Below are 23,244 nucleotides of genomic sequence, written 5' to 3' on the forward strand. Positions count from 1 at the left end.
ATCGCGAGCAGGCTCGCTTGTATGGTAGGACTTGAAGGGAGGAGGAGGGACAAGGCTCGATTCTGACTGTTAGGCGCAGTACAGACCGTGGGAGATTTCGCCCCTCCTCCTTTCACCCAAGCGCCGATAAAGAATGCATCTGGCCTAAACCGACGATAGGAACAAGCCTGCGCCTCTGGGTGAACCCTTCAAGTGTTCAAACCTTAGCCCGGAGAATTTTCAATGGCAATGCCGGTTTCTGTCACAAAGCCGATTGTGGGCGTGGATGTCGCCAAGAACGAGTTGGTGATCTATCACGCCGAACTTGATGTACTGGAGGCGATTCCCAACAACAAAGCGGCCATCAAAAAGTGGTTGAAAGCATTGCCGGGCCCCGTCGCTGTAGCCATTGAGTCGACCAATATCTATCACCTGGAATTCGCTGATCTGGCCTATGAGGCTGGCTGCGAGATCTACATGGTGGGCGGTTATGAACTGCATCATTACCGCGAAGGCGTAAAAATCCGCGCCAAAACCGACGCGCTGGACGCCAAGTTGCTGGCTCGTTACCTGAAGAACGAAGGGCATGAGCTTCACCCCTGGACCCCGCCATCCCCGCTGTATCGCCAGCTGCTGAGCCTTTTCCGCCGTCGTGCAGCCTTGGTTCAGGCTCGAGTGGCCCTGGTACAAAGCTGGGCTAACGAGCCGCTGCTGAAGACCGCTTTCGCCGAACAAATTGCAGCCATGCAAAGGCTTGAGACATTGATTGAGAAGACGATCAAGGATCATCTGAAGAATGCCGGTTTGCTGGGTCAGTTGAACCGTTGCCTGCAAGTTGAGGGCATTGGATTTCTAACCGGAGCCCGCCTGCTTACGGCATTTCAGCGGGGCGACTTCAGAAACGCAGATGCTTTCATTGCCTTCTTGGGAATGGATTTGCGAGTGTCGAAATCAGGACAAAAAGACGGTCGCCGCAGCTTGAGTAAACGAGGCGACCCGGAAGTACGCCGGCTTTTGCACAATGCCGCCATGTCGGCTAGTCGCACATCTGCTTGGAAAGGCTTCTATGAAAAGCAAAGAGCTCGCGGTTTCACTACCACTCAGGCGTTGGTAATGCTGGCTCGCAAGCTTGCCCGGATCGTATTCGCTCTGCTGAAAGGGCAAAGCGAATACCAACCAAAAGCGGCTTGAGGGCTTCCCCTCAACCATAGAATCTCCCACAGGGGGGGTTGCCTAAGGACTCAGTCAGCCAGACGCCAGGTCGTCCCGCCCTTGCCGTCTTCCAGCACCACGCCCATGGCGGTGAGCTGGTCGCGGATGCGGTCCGATTCGGCCCAGTCCTTGTTGGCACGCGCCGTCAGGCGTGCCTGGATCAACGCTTCGACCTCGGCGGCGTCCACGCGACCTTCGGCACCGGCCTGAAGGAAGTCATCCGCCTCGAGCTGCAACACACCCAGTACGCCGGCCAGTTCTTTCAGACGCGCCGCCAGGCCCGCCGCCGCATTGAGATCGCTCTCACGCAGACGATTGATCTCGCGCACCATCTCGAACAGCACCGCGCAGGCTTCCGGCGTGCCGAAGTCGTCGTTCATCACTTCGGTGAAGCGCGCAACAAAGGCTTCGCCACCGGCGGCCGGGACCTTCGGCAGGCCCTTCAACGCATGGTAGAACCGCTCCAGGGCGCCCTTGGCGTCCTTGAGGTTATCTTCCGAATAGTTGATGGCGCTGCGGTAATGGCTCGACACCAACAGATAACGCACGACTTCGGGGTGGTACTTGTCGAGCACATCGCGAATGGTGAAGAAGTTGTTCAAGGACTTGGACATCTTCTCGCCATTGATCCGGATCATGCCGCAATGCATCCACGCGTTGGCGTAGGTCTTGCCGGTGGCCGCCTCGCTCTGGGCGATTTCGTTTTCGTGGTGCGGGAATTCCAGGTCGCTGCCGCCGCCATGAATGTCGAAGGTCTCGCCCAGGCAGCAGGTGGACATCACCGAGCACTCGATGTGCCAGCCCGGACGCCCGGCGCCCCACGGCGACTCCCAGCTCGGTTCACCCGGCTTGGCGGCTTTCCACAGCACGAAGTCCAGCGGGTCCTGTTTCGACTCGTCGACTTCGATGCGCGCGCCGATGCGCAGGTCTTCGATCTTCTTGCGCGACAGCTTGCCGTAGCCCATGAACTTGGCGACGCGGTAGTACACGTCGCCATTGCCCGGGGCGTAGGCGTAGCCCTTGTCGATCAGGGTCTGGATCATGGCCTGCATGCCAGGGATATAGTCCGTGGCACGGGGCTCAAGGTCCGGCTTGAGGATATTGAGGCGCGCCTCGTCCTCGTGCATGGCCTTGATCATGCGTTCGGTCAGCGCATCGTACGGCTCGCCATTTTCGCGGGCGCGATTGATGATCTTGTCTTCGATGTCGGTGATGTTGCGCACGTAGGTCAGGTCATAACCGCTGAAACGCAACCAGCGGGTCACCAGGTCGAAAGCGACCATGCTGCGACCATGGCCGATGTGGCAGTAGTCGTACACGGTCATCCCGCAGACGTACATGCGGACCTTGTTACCGTCCAGCGGCTTGAAGACTTCTTTGCTCTTGGTGAGCGTGTTGTAGATCGTAAGCACAGGGTTTCCCTTAAGACTTGATCACTGACCCCAGGAATCGCGCAAGGTCACGGTACGGTTGAACACCGGAGCACCGGGTTTCGAGTCCTTGATATCCGCGCAGAAGTAACCTTCGCGCTCGAACTGGAAACGGTCTTCCGGCTGTGCGTTGCCCAGCGAAGGCTCGGCACGACAACCAGTGAGTACTTGCAGGGAGTCAGGGTTGATGTTGTCCAGGAAGCTGGCGCTGTCCTCGGCCTTTTCAGGGTTCGGCGAACGGAACAGGCGATCGTACAAGCGCACTTCGCACTCGACGCTGGCAGCGGCCGGCACCCAGTGGATCACGCCCTTGACCTTGCGACCCTCCGGGTTCTTGCCCAGGGTCTCGGGATCGTACGAGCAATGCAGTTCGACGATGTTGCCATCGGCGTCCTTGATCGCTTCGTCGGCCCGAATCACGTAGCTGCCGCGCAGGCGCACTTCACCGGCAGGCTCCAGGCGCTTGTAGCCTTTTGGCGGCTCTTCCATGAAGTCTTCACGGTCGATGTAGATTTCCCGGGCGAACGGCAGGACGCGCACGCCCATGTCTTCTTTCGGGTGACAAGGCAGCTCGAGGTTTTCGACTTTGTCTTGCGGGTAGTTGGTGATCACCACTTTCAACGGGCGCAGCACGCACATGGCGCGTGGAGCGCTGTGGTCCAGGTCGTCGCGGATGCTGAATTCCAGCATGCCGAAGTCCACCACGCCGTCGGAACGGTTGGTGCCGACCATCTCGCAGAAGTTGCGGATCGATTTTGGCGTGTAGCCACGACGACGGAAGCCCGACAGCGTCGACATGCGTGGGTCGTCCCAGCCGTTGACGTGTTTTTCATCCACCAGTTGCTTGAGCTTGCGCTTGCTGGTGATGGTGTAGTTCAGGTTCAGGCGGCTGAATTCGTACTGGCGCGGCTGAGCCGGCACCGGCAGGTGCTCCAGGAACCACTCGTACAAAGGACGATGGCTTTCAAACTCCAGGGTGCAGATCGAGTGGGTGATGCCTTCAATGGCGTCCGACTGACCGTGGGTGAAGTCATAGTTGGGGTAGATGCACCATTTGTCGCCGGTCTGGTGGTGATGGGCGTGACGGATGCGGTACATGATCGGGTCGCGCAGGTTCATGTTCGGCGAGGCCATGTCGATCTTGGCGCGCAACACCCGTGCACCGTCCGGGAATTCGCCGCCGCGCATGCGGGCGAACAGGTCCAGGTTCTCCTCGACGCTGCGATCACGGAACGGGCTGTTCTTGCCCGGCTCGGTCAGGCTGCCACGGTACTCCTTGGCCTGTTCAGGGGTCAGGTCGCACACGTAGGCCTTGCCGGCCTTGATCAGCTCCACCGCCCAGTCGTGCAACTGGTCGAAATACTGCGAGGCATAGCGCACCTCACCGGCCCATTCAAAACCCAGCCACTTGACGTCGCTTTCGATCGCGTCGATGTATTCCTGGTCTTCCTTGGCCGGGTTGGTGTCGTCAAAACGCAAGTGCGTGACGCCGCCGAACTCCTGGGCCAGGCCGAAGTTCACGCAAATCGACTTGGCGTGACCGATGTGCAGGTAGCCGTTGGGCTCCGGCGGAAAACGGGTGACGATCTGCGTGTGCTTACCCGAATCCAGGTCCGCCTGGATGATCGGGCGCAGGAAATTGACCGGCACGGCCGGGCCGGTCTTGGAATTCGAGGTAGGGTCGACAGTGGGCTTGCTCATAGGATCCTTGAACGTACAAGTGCGCGGCCGGGTGCGGCCTGATAAATCAAAGCCCGTATCATAGCCGATGCTGTCAAGCACCTGACAGGCCAGGCCGGCAAACGATTGAATTTAATCGACCATCAGATGAAAAACCGCCTCGAAAAACCCGCTCGGCGCGCTAAACTGCCCAGCCTGGCCCAATTGCAGCCAGACCGGTTGCGGGCACTACAGCCCCGAAACCCACGAATTCCTTGAAAGAGTACCGATCATGATCAAAGTCAAACTGACCACCAACCACGGCGACATCGTGCTGGAACTGAATGAAGAAAAGGCACCGACCACCGTTGCCAACTTTAAGGAATATGTCACCGACGGCCACTACACCAACACCATTTTTCACCGTGTCATCGGTAACTTCATGATCCAGGGCGGCGGTTTCGAGCCAGGCATGAAAGAAAAGAAAGACAAGCGCCCAAGCATCCAGAACGAAGCCGACAACGGCCTGGCGAACGAGAAGTACAGCGTCGCCATGGCCCGCACCATGGAGCCGCATTCGGCTTCCGCGCAGTTCTTCATCAACGTGGCCGACAACAGCTTCCTGAACCACAGCAGCAAGACCACCCAGGGCTGGGGTTATGCGGTGTTCGGCAAAGTGGTTGAAGGCACCGACGTGGTCGACAAGATCAAGGGCGTTTCCACCACGTCCAAGGCCGGCCATCAAGACGTGCCAGCAGACGACGTGATCATCGAGAAAGCCGAGATCATTGAGTGATACTGCTGATTTCAGATTTGCATCTGGAAGAGGAGCGCCCGGACATTACCCGGGCGTTTCTGGATTTGATCGCCACACGCGCCCGCTCGGCGCAAGCGTTGTACATTCTGGGCGACTTTTTTGAAGCCTGGATCGGCGACGATGCCATGACGCCGTTCCAGCGTTCCATCTGCCAGGCCCTGCGCGAACTGAGCGACAGCGGCACGGCCATTTTCCTGATGCACGGCAATCGCGACTTCATGCTCGGGCAGGCCTTCTGCAAAGCGGCCGGCTGCACCCTGCTCAAGGACCCCAGTGTCGTGCAGTTCAACGGCGAACCGGTGCTGCTGATGCACGGCGACAGCCTCTGCACCCGCGACGAAGGCTACATGAAGTTGCGGCGCTGGCTGCGCAACCCGGTCACGCTGTTCATCCTGCGTCACCTGCCATTGGCCAGCCGCCACAAACTGTCGCGCAAACTGCGCAGCGAAAGCCGTACGCAAACGCGAATGAAAGCCAATGACATCGTCGACGTCACGCCAGAAGAGATCCCGCGGATCATGCAAGCGTACGGCGTGAAGACCCTGATCCACGGCCACACCCATCGCCCCGCCATCCACAAACTGCAACTGGGCGAACACGCCGCCCGACGCATTGTGCTGGGGGATTGGGACAAGCAAGGCTGGGCGTTGCAGGTGGATGAGCAGGGGTTTGCGTTGGCGCCGTTTGGTTTTGCCTCGCCCCCGCAACTCCCGGCGCCCGACACGATCTCCAGCCACACATAGCCCCCTTGTGGGAGCGAGCCTGCTCGCGATGACGGCGCGTCAGTCCCCATCTGTACCGGCTGATCCACCGCCATCGCGAGCAGGCTCGCTCCCACAAGGAGATACTTGACTCAATGGCCGCTGGCGGCAGGCCCCGCCTTCGCCGCAAACGGCGGCTTCGCCAGCCACACCAGCACGATCAGCCCCATGAACGCCCAGCCCATCAGCGTGAAGTAATCCACGGTGGAGAGCATGTACGCCTGGCTGTTGAGGATCTGCTCGAGCCGGGCATAAGCGGGTGCGCTCGCGCCGCCGAGATGGTTAAGCGCCTCGCGGGTGGCGGGTTCGAAGGTGCTGATGCTTTCACTCAGGTACGCATGGTGCTGGTCCGCCCGGCGGATCCAGATCCAGGTGGTCAGGGACGCGGCGAAGCTGCCGCCCAAGGTACGCAGAAACGTCGCCAGCCCCGCGCCATCGGCGATCTGGTGCGGAGGCAGGTCCGACATCAGGATGCTCAAGGTCGGCATGAAGAACAGCGCCACGCCGATCCCCATGAACAACTGCACCAGGGCGATGTGCTGGAAGTCCACTTCGTTGGTGAACCCGGCGCGCATGAAGCAACTCAGGCCGATGGCCAGGAACGCCAGCCCGGCCAGCAGGCGCAGGTCGAACTTGTGGGCGTATTTGCCGACGAAGGGCGACATCAAAACCGGCAGGATGCCAATGGGCGCCACCGCCAACCCGGCCCAGGTGGCGGTGTAGCCCATCTGGGTCTGTAACCACTGCGGCAGGATCAGGTTGATGCCGAAGAACCCGGCATAGCCCCCCACCAGCACAATGGTGCCGATGCGAAAGTTGCGGTAGGCGAACAGCCGCAGATTGACCACCGGATGGCGGTCGGTCATTTCCCAGATCACAAACACCGCCAGGGCAATCACCGAGATCACCGCCCCGATAATGATGAAGTTCGACTCGAACCAGTCCAGGTCGTTGCCCTTGTCGAGGATCACCTGAAGCGCACCGACGCCGATGATCAGCGTGATCAACCCGACGTAATCCATTGGCTGGTAGCTGGTGATCACCGGCCGCGCCTTCAGTTGCTGGCGCACCACCATCACGGCGAAGATCCCAATGGGCACGTTAATGAAGAAAATCCACGGCCAGCTGTAGCTGTCGGTGATCCAGCCGCCGAGGATCGGCCCGGCAATCGGCGCGACCACCGTGACCATCGCCAGTAACGCCAGGGCCATGCCGCGTCTGGCCGGCGGATACACGGCAATCAGCAAGGTCTGGGTCATGGGGTACAACGGTCCGGCCACCAGCCCTTGAAGGACACGAAAGCCAATCAGCTCCGGCATCGAAGTGGAGATACCGCACAGAAACGAGGCGAGCACGAACAGCAGGGTTGCCCACAAAAACAGCTTCACCTCGCCAAAGCGGCGACTCAGCCAACCGGTCAACGGCAAGGCGATGGCGTTGCTCACCGCGAACGAGGTGATCACCCAAGTGCCCTGCTCCGAACTGACGCCCAGGTTGCCGGAAATGGTCGGCAAGGCGACGTTGGCAATGGTGGTGTCGAGCACTTGCATGAACGTCGCCAACGACAGCCCGATGGTGCTGAGCAACAGGCTGGGCGGCGTGAAGGACGCGTTATTGCTCATTGCGAGATCCTATGAAGCGAAACGGACATGAGAAAGTCGCGCAAAAGTCCCGGTTGAAATGGGGACAAAAACTGTGGGAGCGAGCCTGCTCGCGATGGCGGTTTGTCAGTCGCCATGCACGCTGGCTGATCCGCCGCTATCGCGAGCAGGCTCGCTCCCACAGGTTCAGGTAATGACCCAAGTAGCCATGCATTGCGACCTCAGCGCTGGGCGGTCTTGCTGGCAGCGGCACTGTTGTCGTGGATCAAGCGAGTAATCATCGCGTCGGCGTCGACCAGTTGCCGGTCGTAGACCTGGGTGCTGAAAGAGGCTTTTTTCGGTGGCTGCTGGGCTAACACCGGACCACTCTGGTCCCGCAGATTGACGTCGACCTGGGTCGACAGGCCGACCCGCAAGGGATGCTTGGCCAGTTCCTGGGCATTGATATGAATGCGCACCGGCACCCGCTGCACGATCTTGATCCAGTTGCCGGTGGCGTTCTGTGCCGGCAGCAGGGCAAACGCGCTGCCGGTGCCGGCACCGAGACTGTCGACGGTGCCGCTGTACTTCACATCGCTGCCATAAAGGTCGGTTTCGATGTCCACCGGTTGGCCGATGCGCATGTCGCGCAGTTGGGTTTCCTTGAAGTTGGCGTCAATCCATAACTGATCCAGCGGAATCACCGCCATCAGCGCCGTGCCCGGCTGCACCCGCTGGCCCAACTGCACCGTGCGCTTGGCAACGTACCCGGTGACCGGCGCGATCAAGGTGCTGCGAGCGTTGGTCAGGTAGGCCTGACGCAATTGCGCGGCGGCCGATTGCACGTCTGGATGGGAAGCCACCACGGTGTCATCCACCAAGGCACTGGACGTCTTGAGTTGCTGCCTGGCGTTGGCCAACGCATTCTGCGCCGAGGTCAAGTCGTCGCGGGCGTGGGACAGTTCCTCCCGGGAAATCGCCCCGCCGGCCGCCAGGTTCTTGCGTCGGTTGTAGTTCTCCTGGGCCTTCTGTACCTCGGCCTCCTGGGCTTTGACCTGGGCGCGCATGCCATCGACGTTGCTGTACAAGCCACGCACCTGGCGCACGGTACGGGCCAGGTTGGCCTGGGCACTTTGCAGCCCGACCTCGGCGTCGTTCGGATCAAACTGCACCAGCACCTGACCTTCGCGAACCAGGTCCCCGTCGTCGGCACCGATACTCACCACGGTGCCGGTGACTTGCGGCGTGATCTCCACCACGTTGCCGTTCACATAGGCGTCGTCGGTGCTCTCGCTCCAGCGACCATACAGTTCGTGCCAGGCCAAGACGCCCAGGCCACCCAGGACGACAATCAGTGCCAGCCCCAGCAGCATCAGCTTGCGCTTGCGCGGGTTGCTGCTGTCCTGGGCAATTTCAGAGGGTTGGGGTGTTTCGGCAGTCGCCATGACAAGTACCTCGAATCAGTTGTTCGGCGTGGTGGAGGCCGGTGCGGCCGAAGCCAGGGTGTCGGCCTCGAAGCCACCGCCCAGGGCCTGCATCAGTTGGATCGACAGGTCGATCTGCTCGGCATTCAGGTTCGCCAGTCGGCGCTGGGCCTGGAGCAATTGCTGCTCGATGCTCAGCACATCGAGGTAATTTCCGATGCCGGAGCCATAGCGCTGGACCACGGTGTCGTAAGAGTTCTGCGCGATATCGGTGGCGTGTTGCTGCGCGGCGATCTGCCGTTCGATGTCGCGCAACTGGTTGATGGTGTCGCTGACATCCCCAAGGGCCTTGACCAGACTCTTGTTGTACTGCGCCACCGCCATGTCGTAATCGGCATCCCGGGCATCCAGGTCCGCCCGCAATCGCCCGCCGTCGAAGATCGGCAGCGACACCGTCGGTGCCACGTTGAAGAAACGGCTGGCCGAACCGAACATCGCGTCGCCCAACAACGACTGCACCCCCGCCGCCGCGCTCAGGTTGAGGTTGGGGTAGAAATTCGTCTTGCCGGCCTCAATGTTCTTGCCCGCCGCCTCGACGCGCCAACGACCGGCGACCAAGTCCGGACGCCGGCCCAGCAGTTCGGCCGGCAGGTTCGATGGCAAGGCGACGGCACTGGCTTGCAGCACGTGGGGGCGAGCAATTTCATTGCCGCGGTCCGGCCCCTTGCCCAACAGCACCGCCAAGGCGATTTTTGCGCTTTGCAGGCGTTTTTCCGCGTCGATCCGGCTCGCATCGGCGCTGGCTTCCAGGCTTTCGGTCTGCTGGAACTGGTATTCGCTGTCGATCCCGGCACTGAGGCGACGCTTGCCCAGGTCGAGCATTTGCCGGGTGCGCTTAAGGTCCTCGGACGCTAGGTCATAAATGATATGAGCCTGCCCCAGATCGCTGTAGGCCCGGGCCACGTCAGCGGCGAGCGTCAGCCGGGCGGCCTGCCGGTCGATCTCGGCGGCGCGGGCCTGTCCCAGGGCCGCTTCCCAGGCCGCGCGCTGGCCACCCCAGAGGTCGAAGTTGTAATTGAAATCCACGCCCAGCGAACGCAGGTTGCTGTAGGCCCCGCCCTGCCCTTGCGGGTCCTGGTCACGGGCCAGGCGCGAACGGCTGACACTGGCGCTGGCATCCAGGGTCGGCATACGCGCCGCATTGGCGGCGTAGGCAGCGGCGCTGGCCTGATGCACCCGGGCGCTGGCGATCTGCATGTCCGGGCTGTCGCGCAGAGCTTCGCGAATCAGACCGTCGAGTTGTGGGTCGCCGAGGCTTTTCCACCAATCGTTTTTCGGCCAGGCAGCGGGCGACAGCGTGACGCCGTTAAGAGATTGCCCGGCCTTGAGGTGTTGTGCTTCAAGGCTGACCCCTTCGGTGTTCAGGCCGCTGTAGCTGGCACAACCGGCCAGGCTCATGGCCAGCAACACCAGGCTGATGCGGGTACGCAAGGTTTTACGACTCATTTGCCCCCCAACCGCAACACGGTGATGGGATCACCGGCGGCGAGCAGAATTTTCTTGAGGATTTGTTCGAGGATTTGCAGCTCCTCGCGGCTGATGGCGGCCGCCAATTGGTTCATGGCAGCGGCGCCGATAACCGGCAAGCGATCGGCCAAGGCCTGGCCGGCTTCGGTCAACACCAGTCGCACCTGCCGACGGTCATCGGCCGAGCGTTGGCGAATCAGAAAACCTTTCTGCTCCAGACGATCGACCATTCGCGTCATCGAACCGCTGTCCAGGGACAGGTACCGACACAGCTCGACCGGCGTATCGATGCCGTGCTGGGCCATGATGATCAACACCTTGAACTGCGCGGCGGTGATGCCGACGGGTTCCATGTGGGTATCGATGATCCGGTCTTTGAGCAGCGCGGCACGACCGAGCAGCATGCCGAGGTGGCAATTGTGGAAATCGTCCGGGGTGAAATGTTTCATCTGACCACCTTTTACTGCCTAGGCAGTGAATGTATGTCGAGATGTTACTGCCTAGGCAGCAAATGTCAAACAAATAGTTAGCGTGCTATGCATAACCCGACAAACGCAGATAAAAATGTGGGAGCGGGCTTGCTCGCGAAAGCGGTGTGTCAGTCAAATCAAAGTCGTCTGACACACCGCTTTCGCGAGCAAGCCCGCTCCCACAGATGATGGGGGGGAGGCTTAGAAATCGCGCTTGTAGAAGATATCCAGGGAGCTGGCGACGCCGCTGGCGGCTTCCAGGTAAACCCGTTTGCTGAGCTTGTAGCGCAGGGCGATGGTGTTGGCCGGTTCGAACACGCCAACGCCGTAACGCAGGCTGAGTTTTTCCGTCAGATTGCCGCTGGCCACGACGCTGGTGGCATCGCCGCTGCCCTGGGTGTCGAGCTGGAAATCTTCAATCCCCAAAGTGTTGGCAAGACTGGTGGTAACTCCCGCACTGCCCATCAACCCCAAGCCCAGTGCCGCCTGGGCGAGCATGTTGTTGTCCTCGCCGGTGGTGCTCAGCGGCCGGCCGAGTACCAGATAAGACAACGCCTGCTCCTGGCTCATGGCCGGCTCAGAGAAGATTTGCGTGGTCGGCTGCTCGGCGCTGCCGCTCAAACGAATACCGGCGATCACATCATCGGTCTGGCGAATCGCTTCGATATCCAGGTAAGGCTGGTCGATGGGCCCGGCGAACAGCAGCCGCGCCCGACGCACCGTCAGCCGTTGCCCATAGGCCCGGTAGCGACCGTCGTTGAGCCAGAGCTCGCCCCGGGTGTCCATGTTGTCGCCGATGTGCACCTGGCCTTGTACGTTGGCCGTCAGGCCAAAGCCTGAAAACGCGAGCTTTTCCTGGCCCACGATCACATCGATGTCCATCGCCATGGCCATCGGTGCCTTGCCCTCCTCGGTCTGGTGGCCGACGATCACCGTGTCATCCGACACCTTGACGGTAGACGGCGGCAGTTCGCGCACGGTGATTTCGCCTTTGGGCACCAGGACCTTACCGGCGATGGAAAGCCGCTCGCCCTGCATCGTGATGGTCAGGTCCGGCGCCACCTCCAGCACCGCGTAAGGTTCGACGGTGACCGGCAATTGCGAACCCTTGAGCGCCAGGTTCAGGCTCAGGGCTTCGCCCCAGCCAATGTCCCCGGTCAGGCTGCCCCGTCCGTCCTTGCCGCTTTTCCAGTCACCGTTCAGACGCACCGTGTCACCGGCAATCGTGGCGCGCATCTGCAAGTCTTCGAGGCTGACCGGCAGTTCCGGGCCGGACACTTCGCCATCGCTGATCAACAGGTTGCCGTTGACCTGAGGCGCCAACAAACCACCCGAGAGCGTGCCGCTGCCATTCAGGTGCCCGGTAAAGGTTTCCACCATCGGCAGAAATGGGCGGGCCACGGACAAGTCCAGGCCGCTCAGGCGGAACGAGCCGCTCAGCGGTTTGCTGGCCGGCAACGGGTTGATCTGCGCCTGGAGCATCAATTCGCCCAGCTTGGCCCCGACGAAATTCAGGTGGGTGTCGATCCGCTTGGGCGTCAGGCGACTGTCTAGGGTCAAGGTCTGGTAAGGGAAGTCCAGCCATTGCCCATCGTCGCGGTCTTTGTCCCGGATCCGCAAAGTACCGCCGCTGGCGTCCACCAGGATGCGTCCGTTCGGGCCGCTGGCCGGCAGGTCCAGTTGCAGGTCGGCATTGAGCCGGCCCTGCCAGGCAAAATCCTTGGGCATCCACTGGGCCAGGCTTTCGATGGGGAATTGCTTGAGGTGATAACGCAGCTTCGGCTCCGGCATCAGGCGCTGATCCTCACCACACAGGCTGGCCTGACCGGAACGCCAGCAATGGGCCCCCAGGTTGAGCGTGCCGTTGGCCAGGCGCTCCAGCTTCGCCGGGGCTTGCAGGCGCCAGGCTTGGCCGCCGGCCTGCACATTGCCAGTGCTGAGACGCCCGCGCCAGTTGCCTTGGTCGAGCATGCCATCGAGCGCCAGGGTCGTTTCAAGCTGTGGCCCTTGCAGGTCGAGGGTGAGTTTTTGCTGCCTGATGTCGCCCTGCCCGCTCACCGTCAGGACACCGAGCGAGGTGTCACTCGCCCGAATACCGCTGGCCTTGAGGTCAACCTTGCCCCGCTGCGCGCTGTCGAGGGTCGCGTCCAGGTTCAGGCTTTGCAGGCGGTTATCCTGCAACGCCAGTTGCGTGCCTTGCAGGTCGAGCTTGCCTTGGGGGGCCTTGAGTGTCCCGGCCACATTGAAGCGACCGCTCACCTGGCCGCGCAGTTGCGGCCAGAGCTGGGCTAGGCGCGAGAGTTTGATATCGATCTGACCGCTGAGTTTTTCTTGCAGGCTGCCCGTACCGTTGATGCGGTTGTCACCCAGGCGAATGTCCAGCGCGCTGAGGTTCCACTGCTCGCCAGCACCGTTGGCCTTGGCCTGGAACAGTGCCGGTTGGCCGCGCAATTTGCCTTTGAGGTCCAGGTCCGCATCAAGCTCAAGGCGGTCGTTTTTCATCGAGCCTGTGCTGCGCAACGGCCCGGCCAGAGTGCCAGGCAGCTCGCCCAGCCAGTACGCCGGGTTGATGGCCGACAGATCCAGCGCCGTGTCCCAGGCGATGCCGTCGGCAAACTCCAGGGTCAGATGGCCTTCGGCTTTGCCCTGCCCGGCGGCGAGTTTGAGTTGCGGCAAATGGAGGGTCGTCAGGTCGCCGCTGAACGGGCTGTCCAGGCTGAACGCTCCGGCGGGACCGTCCAGCGCTGCCTGGAAATTGCCCAGGTATCTGCCATCGGTATACGACACTTCACCGTTGAAACTGCGCAGCGCCACTTGCGGCTCGTCGATCAGCGGATAGAGGCGATGCCAGGGGAAGTCCAGCCAGGCGATTTTCGCCTCGGCGCTCAGGCCTTCGCGCCAGTCCAACTGGCCGGTGAGCTTGAGGTATTGCTGATCACTGGCGTTGAGGTCCAAGCCGGCGATCTGCGCACCGTTGGCGTCCACTTTGCCTTGCAGCAGCAATGCCACCGGGCCTTTTTCGGCGGGCAATGTGGCCTTGCCAAGCAACTGGTAGCCGCTGCTCAGATCGCCCTCGCCGGTCAACTCCAGCTGATTGAGCATCAGGGTATCCGGCAGATCGGCGCTGGCCCTGAAGCCGTCGGCGGTGATGCGTACCTTGGCCGGCAGGTTGTCCGCCAGCGGTTGCAGCTCACCGACCAATCGGCCTTGCAGATAACCGCTGCTGTCGGCATTGAAGCTGAGGGTTTTCAGCAGATTGCCATCGATCTTCAGGTCCAGCGCCCACGGTGTAGCGCCCGGCGCCGGCAAGGTCAGCCGGCCCTCGGCCTTCAGCGGCCAGTCGCCACCGGGTTGCAGCACCCCGGACAACTTCAGGCTCAGCTCGTCGCGCTGCAACTGCACCGAGTCGATCTGCAGACCCTGGGCGGTCCAATGCGCGGCCAGTTGCAAGCCCTTGAGCTGTTCGCTGCCATTGAACGACAGGCTGCCGACCTGCACGTCGCCCAGTTCGAGGGCCAGCGGCAAGTTCAGGTCCGGCAAGGTGATCGGACCGCTGCTCGGCTCGTCAGCGGACGGAGGAAATTGCAGGCTGACCTTATCGGCCTTGAGCTGATCGATGCACAGGGTCATGCGCGCCAGGCACAGCGGCGACCAGGCGAAGATCACCTGATCGAGTTCCACTCGGCTGCTGTCCTGCTGCCACACCAGGTGGTCGGCACTCCACTGGCCGCCCAACCGTCCCTGGAAATTATCCGTACTCAAACCCGGCACAACGCCCAGCGCCCAACGGCTGCCCCATGGTGTGCCGAGCACGACGCTCAGGGTCAGCAAGGCCACCAGCAGTAACGTGCTGAACGCCAGCAGGGCTATTTTCAAACCACGATTCACAACTCGGGCCCCATGGAAAAGTGCAAGCGAATGCCGCCGTCGTCGTCCAGCGCGTGGGCGAGGTCGAGGCGGATCGGCCCCACCGGCGACACCCAGCGCACACCGACGCCAACGCCCGTCTTGAGGCTCGGCAGCTCAAGGCTATTGAAGGAGTTGCCCTGGTCGACGAAGGTCGCCAACCGCCATTTTTGCGCAATCGAATACTGATACTCGAGACTGCCGGCGACCATGTAGCGCCCACCGATGCGATCACCTTCGGAGTTTTCCGGTGACAGGCTCTGATAATCGTAACCGCGCACGCTCTGGTCGCCACCGGCGAAGAAGCGCAGCGATGGCGGAATGGATTTGTAGCCGTTGGTGGCGCTGCCACCGACCTGGGCACGGGCCAGCAGGCGATGCTTGTCGAACACGGTGGTCAGGCCCTTGACCATGGCCGTGCCATATAAAAGGTTGTTGTCCGAGCCAAGCCCTTCCTTGGCGACCTTGGTGTCGAACTGAATGCGATAGCCGTTGCGCGGATCGATGCGGTTGTCACTGCGCAGGTAGGAATAGCTCACGCCCGGCATCAGCAAGGTGCTCAGTCCCGAGTCGTCGCCGAGCCGATACTCCTCTCGCTGCCACTTGAGCGACACCACCCGCTGCCAGCCACTGGGCAACTTGCTGTGCCATTCGGGGCCCACGGTCAGCAGCTTGCTGAGGCTATCGGTGCCGGACAGCTCTTCATATTGATAACCACCGGCGTAGCGCATCTTGTCGGTCAAGGGCGGGTCCAGGGGGACGTCGTACCACAGGCCAACGTTCTGCCGGGGCGCCGACACTTCGGCTTCCCAGCCATAACTGTGGCCCTGGGGATTGACCCAGTGGCGCGTCCAGTTGGCCTTGGCCCGTGGGCCGACGTCGGTGGAGAACCCCAGGCCCAGGCCCATGGTGCGCGGCTTGCGGGTGTCGAGCTTGACCGCCACCGGGATCACATTATCGGTGGCGGCAGTGGGTGCCGCGTCCACCCGAACGCCTTCGAAATAGCCGCTCGATTGCAGGGCCTGATTGAGTTCTGCGATGAGTTCCGAGTCGTACGCCTCGCCCGCCTTGAACGGCACCATGCGTTGCAGCAGGTCTTCGTCCAGTGGGGTGTCGCCTTCGAAGTGCACGAGGCCCAGGGCATAGCGCGGGCCGCTGTCGTAGACCAGCTCGATGTCGGCGACGCCGGCCTGGGGGTCCACCAACAGCTTCTGGCTGACAAATCGTCCGCTGAAAAATCCGTAGCGCGAGGCCTGGTTCTGGATCATCCGCTTGGCGTCTTCATAGCGCCCATGATTAAGCACCGCGCCGGGTTTGAGCGCGGCGTTGTCGGGTACGCGAAAAGCCTTGAGGGAAGCGGCCGGGCCATCGATGCGCACGGTGACATTGCGCAGGTGCACGGGCTCGCCGGGATCGATGGTCAGGATCAGGCGCGGGGTCTTGCCGCCCTCGACCTCGCTGTCGATCTGCGGTTGGTAGTAGCCCAACGCCTGGGCGGCTTTACGCGCCTGCTCCTCGGCACCCCGACTGAAGCGCAGCAAGGCCTCTTCGTCACGATCGCCCACGCCGCCAATATAGCCTTCTACGTTAGCCTTGAGCTGGTCGTTGGACGGCTTGACCCGTACAGCCAATTCACTTTGTGCCAGCGCCGCGCAGCTGATCGACAGCAAGAGCGCACCACTGGTCATTCGTCCTGGGAAATTCATGGCGCGGATGCTATCACGGGCTTGGAAGCCTGATAGAGCCGGACATGTCTCAAAAGTTTCCGCGGATTACGCCGTTGCGCTGTGCAATACCTGCGGGTTGGCGTGAAAGAACACATGTTCGCGGACAGGTCCTACCGCAATCTCGCCAATTTCCTCGTAACCCTGACGTTTATAGAACTCCAGGTAACGGGGGTTGCCGGTGTCTAGCACCACGCCTTGGGAGTTTTCGTCCACCGCACACCAGTTATGCACCGCCGCCAGTAACTGTTCGCCGAAATGTTGGCCTTGAAACTGCGGATGCACCCCCAGCAGTGGCAATACATGGACAGAATCCGACGGCAGGCAGGCCGTCACTGCGGCGTGGTAGTCCAGGTAACGCCGGGTGCAGCGAAAGCCGGTGCTCAACACCATGCGCAGGCGCCAGGCCCAGCTTTCAGTGATACCCAGGCGGCGCTGCGGTGGAGCAATCAGGGCGATGCCGATCAGGCGGTCGTTGACCAGCAGGCCGATGGCCGGCAAATCCTGGAGAAAATGCTGTTTGACCAACTCGCGCACCGTGGCCCGTACCCGATGTTCATAACCGGGACGCTCGGACTCAAAGAGAAAGCTGAAAGTCGGTTCATGCCGGTAAGCCTGGTAGAGCAATGAACGGGCTTCGCGCGAATAACCGCGGTCGAGCATATGAATGTCGGCGATGGCGGTGGAGGTTTCTGGCATGACGGTCAATCTCCTGGGCGAGGCTCGGTGAGGCCCCGCTCTTATTGAGTACGAACCCGATTAGGCTGTGATCGTTCCTACATGCACAGGACATTAGCAGCGCATTTGTCCTACTGCCACGCTGGCCGTGCTCCTACATGTCAGCTAGCATCGCAGTTTTGCCAGGACAGCCGACCATGAAGATCGTCTCCTTCAACATCAACGGGCTGCGCGCCCGCCCCCATCAGCTGGCGGCGCTGATCGAGAAGCATCAGCCGGACGTGATCGGCCTGCAGGAAACCAAGGTCCACGACGAGCAATTCCCCCTGGCCGAGGTGCAGGCCCTGGGTTATCACGTGCATTACCATGGGCAGAAGGGTCACTACGGCGTCGCCCTCCTCTCGCGCCAGGCCCCGCTGACGCTGCACAAAGGCTTCGAGGGCGACGATGAAGACGCCCAGCGGCGTTTCATCTGGGGCACCTTCGCCGATGCCAACGGCGTGCCGGTCACGATCATGAACGGTTATTTCCCCCAAGGCGAAAGCCGCGATCACCCCACCAAGTTCCCGGCCAAGGAGCGTTTCTACAACGACCTGCAGCAACTGCTGGAAAGCCGCTTCAGCAATGACCAGCCCGTGGTGGTCATGGGCGACGTGAATATTTCCCCGGAAGACTGCGACATCGGCATCGGCCCGGACAACATGAAGCGCTGGCTGAAAACCGGCAAATGCAGCTTCCTGCCGGAAGAACGCGAGTGGATGGCACGCCTGAAAAACTGGGGCCTGGTGGACAGCTTCCGCCACCTGAACCCGGACGTCACCGACCGCTTCAGCTGGTTCGACTACCGCAGCCGCGGTTTCGAAGACGAGCCCAAGCGTGGCCTGCGCATCGACCTGATCCTCACCTCCCATGGCCTGCTGCCACGGGTGAAAGATGCCGGCGTGGATTATGAGCTGCGCGGCATGGAAAAACCTTCAGACCATGCGCCGATCTGGCTGCAGTTGAGCTAAATCCAGGGCATACCCACAAACCCTGTGGGAGCGAGCCTGCTCGCGATGACGGCGGCACATTCAAAATCAATGTGGCAGATTCACCGCCATCGCGAGCAGGCTCGCTCCCACAAGGGATCTGCGGCGAACTGCGGCTAACAAGTCGCACGCCTGTCACTTTTCAGTAACCTGACTGACTTAATCTTCCGGCACGTCCTCAGGTTCAGAAGGTGTCGGCATGCGGCTGCGCGTTGTTTTTTTCATGGCCCTCTGGCTGCCGCTCGCGGCATGGGCCAGCGGCCTGCCGATTCCCGAACACGGCCCCGCGCTGCGCCTGCAAGGCTCGAACACCATCGGCGCTACGCTGGGGCCGGCGCTGGTCAAGGCGCTAATGGCGGATCAAGGGCTGCTCAAAGTCCGCACCGAAATCACCGACCGCGAGAACGAGCAGCGTATCGTCGGCCAGGCCGCCGATGGTCGGCGGGTGGAAATCGACATTGCCGCCCATGGTTCCAGCACCGGATTTTCCGCCCTCAAGCGCGCCAGCGCCGAACTGGCGGCCTCTTCGCGACCGATCAAGGACAGCGAACTCAAGGAACTGGCCCATCTGGGCGACCTGAAACATCCCAACGCCGAACAAGTCATCGCCATCGATGGCCTGGCGATCATTCTTCATCCACAAAACCCGCTGCGCCAGCTCGACACCCGGCAACTGGCGAAGATCTTCAGCGGCGAAGTCAACACCTGGGAAGCGCTGGGCGGCGCCGGCGGCCCGATTCATCTCTACGCGCGGGATGAGCAGTCCGGCACCTACGACACCTTCAAGGAGCTGGTACTCAACCGACAGGGCAAACGCCTGGCCGCTTCCGCCCGGCGCTTCGAATCCAGCGAGCAGCTTTCCGACGCGGTCAGCCAGGACCGGCAAGGCATCGGTTTCATCGGTTTGCCCTACGTGCGCCAGGCCAAGGCGCTGGCGATTGTCGACGGCGACTCCCAGCCCATGTTGCCGCTGACCCACCTGATCGCCACCGAAGACTACCCGTTGTCCCGCCGGCTGTTCTTTTACCTGCCACCGCAAGAAACCAACCCGTGGGCCAAGGCCCTGGCTGATTTCACCCAAAGCGAAAAGGGCCAGGCCATCGTCGCGGCCAACGGCTTCATCGCCCAAACCGTGCAGGCGATGGCCGTCACCCCCAATGCCCTGATGCCTGAGGGTTATCAAGCCCTGAGCCGCCACGCCCAACGGTTGTCGGTCAACTTCCGCTTCGAAGAAGGCAGCGCCAGCCTCGACAACAAGGCCCAGCAGGACCTGGGGCGCGTGCTCGCCTATATAAAGCAGCACGACAAGCTCGACCGCCGAGTAACGCTGGTGGGGTTTGGCGACGCCAAGGACGACCCGGCGCGCGCCGACCTGCTGTCGCGGTTGCGGGCCATGGCGGTGCGGCGCGAATTGGTCAAACACGGCGTGGCGCTACGCGAAGTACGCGGCTTCGGCGCGCTGATGCCGGTGGCGGCCAACAACGAGGATGAAGGCCGGGTCAGGAATCGGCGGGTGGAGGTTTGGGTTTACTGACACCGAAAAGCCAAATGTTTATCCCGCCAGCCTCGGCGTAGGACCTGCCTGCCTCGTCTTGCGCCGTTGCCTACAACTACGCCAGAATCCGCCGGCTTGTGCGCCTTGGGGTCGGGCTTTATCGTTTTCCGGTCGCTGATGAATCAGCGATCGGGTTTGGTAGCCCGGTTTTCCTGGTGCACGTGCAACCTGATGCAGGGGATTTCTACACCCCCTGTTTTATGGTGGTCATGCGCAGGGCGTCTTCGGACGCGCCGGGTTGCCAGGTAACCGGTCTACCAACCTTCGTATGGCCACCACCCTTCGTTTGGTAGCGAGGGTGATGGCTCCAACTTTATTATCTGGAGTTTCATCTATGTTCAAACCAACACCTAATCCGCCAGACACCGATCCGACGTCCGTCAACTCCAAAAAATTCGACCAAGCCGCCGACCGCGCCCTCGACTTCTACCTGAAACCCAAATCAACCAAGTCCGAGCCTGCTCCAAACCAAGTCTTCACCGTCGTCAACGACATCGACACCGAAGCCCTGCTCGCCAACCTCAGCGAAACCCTGGCCTCGGCCAATGCCATGGTCAGCGACCTGGCCTTCGATCTGGAAGGCTCCCGGCGCCACGTCGCCCTGGGCATTCAGCAACTGATCGAACTGGGCGGTTTGCTGGCGAACCGAGCGCTGGATAACGTCGATCCGCGCTAACCGACTCACCTAATGAAACTGGCCTCTGGATAACACTCCAGAGGCCAATGCGAAACGAGCTTCTGTGGCGAGGGGATTTATCCCCGCTCGGCTGCGCAGCAGTCGTAATCCGGCTGACGCGGCTCATCTGTTTTTCCGTGGTGTCTGGTGTGGGGCTGCTGCGCAGCCCAACGGGGATAAATCCCCTCGCCACAGGGTTGTGTTCTTGCCACAGGTTGTGTGCAGGGCTGACTGCTATCGATTAGCCAACTCCATGATCATCCGCGACAACAGATAAATCCTTGGCACCACACTCTCAACCTCCGCGTATTCCTCAGGCGTATGAATGTTGCCGCCGACAATGCCGAAGCCATCCAGCGTCGGCGTGCCCACCCCCGCCGACAGGCTGGCATCCGCCGCGCCACCGCTGCCCTCTTCGGTGAGTTTGCGCCCCAATTCGCCATAGATGCCCTGGGCCATGGCCATCAAACGGTCCGACTCCGCCGTCTGCGGCATCGGCGGCAGACCGCGCTTGAGGCTAGTGGTGACTTCAGTGTCGGCGATCAGTTTGTCTTGCGACACGCGCGCCAGGTCTTTTTCGATGCGGTCGAACTCTTCCGGTATCGCTGCCCGCACATCGGCCTTGGCTCTGGCCTGGTCGGGAATCACGTTGGTCCGGTCGCCGGCCTGGAGCACCGTGAAGTTGATGGTGGTTTTCTTTTCCGCGTCGCCCAGCTTGCCCAGTTGCAGGATCTGGTGCGCAGCTTCCATCGCCGCATTGCGCCCCAGCTCCGGCGCGACACCGGCATGGGACGCCTTGCCCTTGACCTCCACCAGCGCCGTGGCACTGCCCTTGCGCCAGACCACCAAACCATCGGCCGGACGACCCGGTTCAAGGTTGAGAGTCACGTCATGGGCCTTGGCGGTTTTCTTGATCAGGTCGGTGGCAACGTCCGAGCCGGTTTCTTCGCTGGCGTCGAGCAGGAAGGTGATTTGCGCGTAGTTCTTGAAGTCCAGGTTCTTGAGCACCTTCAACGCATAGATCCCAGCGACGATCCCACCCTTGTCATCCATCACCCCCGGCCCGTAGGCCCGGCCGTCCTTGATATGGAACGGACGCTCGGCGGCCGAGCCTTCCTTGAACACCGTGTCCATGTGGGCCATCAGCAGAATCTTCGCCTTACCGGAGCCCTTGAAGGTCGCCAGGATGTGCTGGGTGCCGTCCGAGTTGGGCACCTTTTCGATGGTGGCGCCCAACTTCTGCAATTCATCGATGGTAATGTCACCGACCTGGTTCAACCCCGGCACATACCCAGAGCCTGAGTCGATGTTGACCAGCCGTTCCAGTAGTTTCAGGGCTTCGCCCTTGTACTGTTCGGCGTCGCTCAGGACTTGTTGATGGGGCTGCGCGAAAGCAACAGGGGCGAAGGCACCGAGGGCCAGGCTCAGGCCGAGACTGACGGCCAAACGAGAGCGAAGAGCGGTCATCGTCATGATTTCATCCTTGTTTCGTATCGGGAGAGGGCTCAAGCAACCCTACCCGACTATGGGGCGAGGCTCTAGCCAGACAGCCACCAAACAGAGGGGATAGGTTTATTTAACTTGGGTCCAACCGATTGACGCATACGATCCTCGCCATGCAGATGGCTACGCTGTAATGCTTGTCGCTCCAATCCATCGATGACGCCGTGCTCGGTATCGATCAGATAATTCGTGGAATAAGAGTAAAGACATTCGTGAGTGGCCGCTTTTGCCGAGGAACGGATGACCAAGCAAGAAAGGACATCAATCTGACCGGCCAAAGACACCCCGCTCCACCGAGCAGGGGCGTCTCCACTGTTAATCCTTGTCAGCTTGCCGGATTGCGTGCCATGACGATCCACGCCGCGCCGTCGATCATCACCGACCGCTCGCCGGGGAGGCTCGCGAAGGCGGCACGAACCGCGGCCCAGGCGCGGGCGCGGATGTCGTCGGGCTGACTAGCGAGCACAAGCGACAATGGGCCGCCTTCGAACGCCATCTTCATCGCGTCGTCGATCGCCGCGTCCTGCGTCCCGCCCTCGCCGAACGGGATGGAAGCATCGAAGGGCGCGATAGCGATATCGCTGAAGCCGGCCGCTGTCAGGATACGTGTCACGCGTCCCCGGTCGCCGAACGAGAATGGGCCGGGCGCTTCGGGATCGGGCGGTGCGGTCGGCGGGACAATGCCCTTGATCGCGCCCATCGGCAGGCGCACCCAATCGTTCTCGGCCACGCCGCGCCAGCAGACGAAAGCGACCCGCCCGCCCGGCCGGAGCGCGCGACGCATATGGGCGAACGCCCCTGTCGGATCGTCGAAGAACATCACCCCGAAACGGGAGAACAGGATGTCGAATGCGCCCTCTGGCAGCTCGGCGCTGCTGGCGTCCGCTACCCGGAACTGGGCCGGCGTATCCTGTGGCGCAAGGGCTCGCGCTCGACCGATCAGCGGTTCGGATATGTCCACGCCCAGTATATGGCCGCCCGCGCCGACGCGGGCGGCCAGGGCCAGACTCGACGCACCCGCGCCGCAGCCGACGTCCAGCACGCGCTCCCCCGTCGCGGGTGCGGCGGCTTCTATCGCGGCCTGGCCGAACACCGCAAACATGGCGTCGAGCCGGGCCTGGTTGGCGGCCCAGTACTCTCCGCTTTGGCCATTCCAGTCGGCGACCTGATAGGCATTTTGCTCTGTCATGACATCTCCTCGTTTTGATTCGCTCTTCAGGCCGTGCAAAAGCCGGGGACGGCGACCTTCTGGAACAGGTGCGGGCTGCCTACGACGGATGATGGATAGGCCGAAAGCTTCGCGACGAACTCAGGA

17 protein-coding genes are annotated in these 23,244 nt (G+C 61.7%); 6 read left to right on the top strand and 11 right to left on the bottom strand.

What is annotated here, in order from left to right:
* Nucleotides 1-222: 222 nt before the first annotated feature.
* The gene (locus tag BM132_RS27435; RefSeq protein ID WP_092455084.1) at nt 223-1,170 is read left to right on the top strand and encodes an IS110 family RNA-guided transposase; all 948 of its coding nucleotides are present in this window, start codon (nt 223-225) and stop codon (nt 1,168-1,170) included.
* 50 nt (nt 1,171-1,220) lie between these two features.
* On the opposite strand, the gene cysS is transcribed toward BM132_RS27435, so the two are convergent.
* Together cysS and BM132_RS27445 are read right to left on the bottom strand one after the other, a co-directional pair.
* Nucleotides 1,221-2,603 (bottom strand): cysteine--tRNA ligase, encoded by a 1,383-nt coding sequence (cysS, locus tag BM132_RS27440; protein ID WP_092403178.1) that lies wholly within the window; start codon nt 2,601-2,603, stop codon nt 1,221-1,223.
* A 21-nt stretch (nt 2,604-2,624) separates the two neighbouring features.
* Entirely contained in the window at nt 2,625-4,322 is a 1,698-nt protein-coding gene (locus BM132_RS27445; protein WP_076385540.1) for a glutamine--tRNA ligase/YqeY domain fusion protein, read from the bottom strand.
* 250 nt (nt 4,323-4,572) lie between these two features.
* On the opposite strand from BM132_RS27445, the gene BM132_RS27450 reads away from it, so the two are divergent.
* A complete protein-coding gene (locus BM132_RS27450) occupies nt 4,573-5,076 on the top strand; it encodes a peptidylprolyl isomerase (protein WP_092403180.1) in 504 nt (167 codons plus the stop codon).
* Nucleotides 5,073-5,840 carry a UDP-2,3-diacylglucosamine diphosphatase gene (gene lpxH, locus BM132_RS27455; RefSeq protein ID WP_092460003.1) on the top strand — a complete coding sequence of 256 codons (768 nt, stop codon included), beginning with the start codon at nt 5,073-5,075 and terminating at the stop codon, nt 5,838-5,840. Before BM132_RS27450 ends, lpxH begins: the two co-directional genes overlap by 4 nt.
* 110 nt (nt 5,841-5,950) lie before the next feature.
* Here lpxH and BM132_RS27460 read toward each other — a convergent pair whose 3' ends face one another.
* From BM132_RS27460 to BM132_RS27490, 7 genes are all read right to left on the bottom strand, one after another.
* Nucleotides 5,951-7,480, bottom strand: a complete 1,530-nt coding sequence (locus BM132_RS27460; protein WP_092460005.1) for a DHA2 family efflux MFS transporter permease subunit — start codon at nt 7,478-7,480, stop codon at nt 5,951-5,953.
* Between the two features lie 200 nt (nt 7,481-7,680).
* Nucleotides 7,681-8,883 carry an HlyD/EmrA/EmrK family protein gene (locus BM132_RS27465; RefSeq protein ID WP_092460007.1) on the bottom strand — a complete coding sequence of 401 codons (1,203 nt, stop codon included), beginning with the start codon at nt 8,881-8,883 and terminating at the stop codon, nt 7,681-7,683.
* Nucleotides 8,884-8,898: 15 nt separating this feature from the next.
* The gene (locus BM132_RS27470; protein ID WP_092460012.1) at nt 8,899-10,368 is read right to left on the bottom strand and encodes an efflux transporter outer membrane subunit; all 1,470 of its coding nucleotides are present in this window, start codon (nt 10,366-10,368) and stop codon (nt 8,899-8,901) included.
* The gene (locus BM132_RS27475; RefSeq protein WP_092460014.1) at nt 10,365-10,838 is read right to left on the bottom strand and encodes a MarR family winged helix-turn-helix transcriptional regulator; all 474 of its coding nucleotides are present in this window, start codon (nt 10,836-10,838) and stop codon (nt 10,365-10,367) included. The genes BM132_RS27470 and BM132_RS27475 overlap by 4 nt, the downstream gene beginning before the upstream one ends.
* 222 nt (nt 10,839-11,060) lie before the next feature.
* Nucleotides 11,061-14,747, bottom strand: coding sequence for a translocation/assembly module TamB domain-containing protein (locus BM132_RS27480; RefSeq protein WP_092403192.1), 3,687 nt, complete (start codon nt 14,745-14,747; stop codon nt 11,061-11,063).
* Complete coding sequence (locus BM132_RS27485) at nt 14,744-16,471, bottom strand: autotransporter assembly complex protein TamA (protein ID WP_092403194.1); 1,728 nt, start codon at nt 16,469-16,471, stop codon at nt 14,744-14,746. Before BM132_RS27485 ends, BM132_RS27480 begins: the two co-directional genes overlap by 4 nt.
* A 66-nt stretch (nt 16,472-16,537) precedes the next feature.
* A complete protein-coding gene (locus BM132_RS27490; protein WP_092403196.1) occupies nt 16,538-17,188 on the bottom strand; it encodes a GNAT family N-acetyltransferase in 651 nt (216 codons plus the stop codon).
* Nucleotides 17,189-17,364: 176 nt separating this feature from the next.
* On the opposite strand from BM132_RS27490, the gene xthA reads away from it, so the two are divergent.
* The 3 genes from xthA to BM132_RS27505 all read left to right on the top strand — a co-directional run bounded on the left by xthA (nt 17,365) and on the right by BM132_RS27505 (nt 20,426).
* Complete coding sequence (xthA, locus tag BM132_RS27495; RefSeq protein ID WP_092403198.1) at nt 17,365-18,177, top strand: exodeoxyribonuclease III; 813 nt, start codon at nt 17,365-17,367, stop codon at nt 18,175-18,177.
* Nucleotides 18,178-18,394: 217 nt separating this feature from the next.
* On the top strand, nt 18,395-19,729 hold the full coding sequence (locus tag BM132_RS27500; RefSeq protein ID WP_092460016.1) for a substrate-binding domain-containing protein: 1,335 nt from the start codon (nt 18,395-18,397) through the stop codon (nt 19,727-19,729).
* A 355-nt stretch (nt 19,730-20,084) separates the two neighbouring features.
* Nucleotides 20,085-20,426 carry a DUF6124 family protein gene (locus BM132_RS27505; RefSeq protein ID WP_092460018.1) on the top strand — a complete coding sequence of 114 codons (342 nt, stop codon included), beginning with the start codon at nt 20,085-20,087 and terminating at the stop codon, nt 20,424-20,426.
* Nucleotides 20,427-20,660: 234 nt separating this feature from the next.
* Here the strand turns inward: BM132_RS27505 and BM132_RS27510 are convergent, their stop codons facing one another.
* Both BM132_RS27510 and BM132_RS27515 read right to left on the bottom strand, forming a co-directional pair.
* Nucleotides 20,661-21,899: a M20/M25/M40 family metallo-hydrolase gene (locus BM132_RS27510; RefSeq protein WP_092460019.1), complete on the bottom strand. Its 1,239-nt coding sequence runs from the start codon at nt 21,897-21,899 to the stop codon at nt 20,661-20,663.
* A gap of 355 nt (nt 21,900-22,254) precedes the next feature.
* Entirely contained in the window at nt 22,255-23,118 is an 864-nt protein-coding gene (locus BM132_RS27515) for a class I SAM-dependent methyltransferase (protein WP_092460021.1), read from the bottom strand.
* Nucleotides 23,119-23,244 lie beyond the last annotated feature (126 nt).

The sequence above is a fragment of the Pseudomonas sp. NFACC45 genome (assembly GCF_900113505.1).
Classification (GTDB): domain Bacteria; phylum Pseudomonadota; class Gammaproteobacteria; order Pseudomonadales; family Pseudomonadaceae; genus Aquipseudomonas; species Aquipseudomonas tehranensis.